Consider the following 4139-nt stretch of genomic DNA (forward strand, 5'->3'; position numbering starts at 1 on the left):
AATCAAATAATCACTATAAAGATCAAGCATATCCATTTAATTCCCTCCCTAAAATTAAGGGCGGAATTCTAATGCTTTTTAGTCAAACTACAAGTTTATGTGCGTAACATGAGTAACTTAGATACAGTGGCTCTATTTGTGCTAAAGCGGCGTTAAAACTTTGCTCGGATTCAAGAGGATGTGCCTTTTTGTAAAGATTTAGGAAAAGGCGAGTAAACTTACCCTGGCGACCATCAATTTTACCAGGACTAAAATTGTTTTCTAAAAGAAAAATCTGTAGGCGCACCTGTTGATCAAATAAATTTGTTGCTGTTCCTTGCACAGAGAAGGAAACAATAAAACTTAATAGAAAGATAAAAATTGGTATTTTTTTCATGGCGTCACCCTAAAAGCTAACACCCTAATATAAGTTTAGCATACTGCTCTGCAAAGAGGATTAAGAGGAAGAAAGCACCAGATATTGGGCTGAAAATCATTTTGAGGGGTAGATTGAGTCCCGAGGACTCAATCTTTAAGTTTTAGAGACTAATCAGTACTAGTTAAGCAAAAGGATCTTGTAGAATAATAGTGGAGTCACGTTCAGGGCCCGTAGAAAGCATGTGAATAGGAACACCTAAAAGCTGCTCAATACGCTTTAAATAAGCTAGCGCATTAGCCGGTAATTTTTCCATATCGACCACGTCGGCCGTGCTTTCACTCCAACCAGGCATTTCTTCATAAACCGGCACTAAACCATCGAAGTCCACCGCAGCTAAAGGAGGACGATGCATTATGTTCCCGTCTTGATCCTTATAAGCAACCGCTATACGAAGGGTTTCCAGACCATCTAAGACGTCTAATTTGGTCATACAAAGACCAGTGATGCTATTAAGCTCAATAGAACGTTTCAATAAGACCGCATCAAACCAACCACAACGTCGTGGTCTCCCAGTTACAGCACCGAACTCTTGCCCACGTTCAGCAATCGTCTTGCCAATTTCATCAAAAAGCTCTGTCGGGAAGGGACCACTACCTACACGGGTAGTATAGGCCTTGGTAATGCCCAGAATATAATCCAGATATCTTGGGCCAAAACCAGCCCCATTAACCACTGAACCGACACAGGTATTAGAGGAAGTAACAAAAGGGTAAGTACCATGATCGATGTCTAAGTAAACACCTTGAGCACCTTCAAATAGGATATTGTCACCCTTTTCTTTATGCTCATGTAAACAAGCAGATACATCGTAAACCATGGACTTCAATTCTCTAGCCCATAGCTCGGCCTCATCTAAAATAGGCTGTAATTCAACGGCTGGCTGTTTGAAATAGTTGGTTAAAACAAAATTATGATAGCTTAGTAGTTCCGTTAGCTTTTGTTTGAAACGCTCCGGATGGAATAAATCACCCACTTTTAAAGCGCGTCGGGCTATTTTATCTTCATAGGCAGGACCAATACCTCGACCAGTAGTACCGATTGCCGCATTTCCCATGTGCGCCTCACGCGCTTTATCTAAAGCAACGTGATAAGGAAGAATAAGGGGGCAAGCAAGGCTAATGCGTAAACGCTCGCGGACTTGAATCCCTCGTGCTTCTAGCTCATGGATTTCAGTGAGCAAAGCCTGGGGGGATAGCACTACGCCATTAGCAATATAACAAGTAACATGAGGTCTTAGCATTCCTGAAGGAATTAAACGAAGGACCGTTTTCACCCCGTTAATTTTCAAAGTATGCCCAGCGTTATGCCCACCTTGATAGCGAACCACGACTTCTGCTTTTTGGGTTAACAAATCAACGATTTTTCCTTTGCCTTCGTCGCCCCATTGTGTGCCTAAAATAACAACATTTTTACCCATTTATTTACTCTTACTATGCCAATGCAGCTGAGACTTAGTCTCAGCAAAATCGGTAATTATAATTACTTTTTACTTTGGACACCATCATTTTTTGGCATCGCCTGCTTAAAATAATCAAAAAACGCACTGCTTTGATCTAAAACTAAAATATCTTTTTTACTATGAAAACTCCCTTGATAGGCTAACAGACTACGGTAAAGAGCAAAAAAACTTGGGTTTTGGCTATACGCTTTGGTATAAATGGCGGCGGCTTCAGCCTGTCCAACAGCACGAATTTCTTGCGCCTTACTCCTTGTTTTGGCAAGTAATATCGTAACGTCTGCATCGGCCTTAGCTTGGATTTGCTCTGCTGCGGCGTGCCCATCTGCTCGATGACGGGTAGCTATTTTTTGCATATCTGCACGCATACGCTGATAAATTGCATTACTTGTATTAGCGGGTAATTCAATTCCTTTAATACGTACATCCACTACATTGATGCCTAAGATATTGGCCTGTTTTTGCGCCGCATCACGAAGTAAAGTCATCACATCATCACGGCCGCCAGAAACAACGTCTGAAATGGTTCGCTTACCAATTTGAGCTCTTAATAAGGTATTAAGCTGCTGCTCTAATAAAGTTTCTGCTTTAAACTGATTGCCGCTGGTGGATTTAAAATACTGCGCTAAATTGGTAATTTGCCATTTAACATAATAATCCACCATCACATCTTTTTTCTCTTTGGTTACTATTCGGGTTGACTTAATATCCATCGTTTGAATCCGCGTATCAAAAATGCGTACATTTTCTATAAACGGCGTTTTAAAATGCAGCCCCGGATTTAAGACCTTAACTTGACCTTGGGCATTATTAACTAAACGACCAAGGCGTAAAAGAATGCCTTGCTGCCCCTCATTCACTGTAAAAACGCAGGTAAATAAAATGATTAGAATAAATAATGCTAGGACACTAATAATGGCTTTAACTGAACTCATAATTAATCTCCTTGATAAGTCGGTCTAGTGAGATCACGACCGGCTAATAATAAATTTTCATCATTCTCATTGCTGCTAACTTCACTTTTTTTAATCGGTGAATTACTTACTGTCATATCCGTCTGCGCATTAGTTAATTTGTCTAAAGGTAAGTACAATAAATTCCCAGATTTAGCATCAACAATAATTTTGCTGCTTTTGTTGAACACTTTTTGCATGGTTTCTAAATACATTCGCTCCGATATAATCTCGGGAGCTGCTACGTATTGCGGTAATAAAGCGAGAAACTCGGCCACCTCACCCCTAGCTTTTAAAACAACTTGTTGGGAAAAGGCTTGCGCTTCTTGTTCTATTCGGCTGGCATTCCCCTCAGCAATAGGAACTACTTTTGCTGCATAAGCATAGGCTTGCTCTTTGAAACGTTTTTCGTCTTCTTGCGCTTTAATTGCATCATCAAAAGCATCTTGAACGCTTTCTGGCGCACGTGCAGGTTGCGGTGAAACATTGACGATAGCGATACCCGTTTTATATAAGGACAAGGTTTTTATTAAGGTATCTTGTACATTATTACCCCAGACTTCACGCCCCTCGGTAAGAATTTGATCTAAAGTAGTTGTACCCACGACTTGTCTTAAGGCACTGGAAGTAGCCTGTTGCAGGCTCTCCTCTGGATTTGCTACGTTAAATAAGTACTCTTTTAAATCACTAATCCGATATTGCACTGCCACCGATACCGATACGAGATTCTCATCACGTGTGAGCATTTGCGCAGAATAGGAATGATCCATGACGCGTTCAACATTCATGACTACTTTTGATGAAATAATGCGTGGGATCCAATGTGGGCCAGGACCAACCGTTTCCACATAATGCCCAAACCGAAGAATAACTGCTTGTTCTGCAGGATCAACGATAAAAATCCCGGAGAGCGCCCAAATCACCACAATAATTACAGCAATTAAGCCAGCAAGTAAACTTGCACCGCCATTAGAATTGCTATTATTCGATTTACCCGTACCCCCAGAAAATGTTTTCTTAAATTTTTCATGAATACGTTTAAACGCTTCATCTAAATCTGGTGGTTGATCTTTACCTTTCCAGGGATCCTTACCTTTTTCCGGTTCATTCCATCCCATGCCTGCTCCTAGCGATTTATAAAGCTAAGATTTTATGGGGTATATGAAGTTTAAGCAAGTAAAAGACGATTACTGACTCATGTTACGCACGGTCAATTTTAAGCTGCCATATTTTTAAGCTCCTGCCAAGCAATCTGGTTCGCTCTAAGAATCAATTTGTACTTAATAGCAAAGTGATTTAAATGAGTTTTTAT

General features: G+C 40.5%; 4 protein-coding genes. All 4 read right to left on the minus strand.

The annotated features are described in order from the left end of the window. Positions 1 to 82 precede the first annotated feature (82 nt). Positions 83 to 376 carry a hypothetical protein gene (locus ELY15_RS14120; RefSeq protein ID WP_127101135.1) on the minus strand — a complete coding sequence of 98 codons (294 nt, stop codon included), beginning with the start codon at positions 374 to 376 and terminating at the stop codon, positions 83 to 85. Between the two features lie 163 nt (positions 377 to 539). After that, entirely contained in the window at positions 540 to 1835 is a 1296-nt protein-coding gene (locus ELY15_RS14125) for an adenylosuccinate synthase (protein ID WP_127101137.1), read from the minus strand. A gap of 62 nt (positions 1836 to 1897) precedes the next feature. Then, the gene (gene hflC, locus ELY15_RS14130) at positions 1898 to 2809 is read right to left on the minus strand and encodes a protease modulator HflC (RefSeq protein ID WP_127101139.1); all 912 of its coding nucleotides are present in this window, start codon (positions 2807 to 2809) and stop codon (positions 1898 to 1900) included. Between the two features lie 2 nt (positions 2810 to 2811). Then, complete coding sequence (hflK, locus tag ELY15_RS14135) at positions 2812 to 3945, minus strand: FtsH protease activity modulator HflK (protein ID WP_127101141.1); 1134 nt, start codon at positions 3943 to 3945, stop codon at positions 2812 to 2814. Between the last annotated feature and the right edge of the window lie 194 nt (positions 3946 to 4139).

This window comes from Legionella sp. km772, from assembly GCF_003989735.1.
GTDB lineage: Bacteria > Pseudomonadota > Gammaproteobacteria > Legionellales > Legionellaceae > Legionella.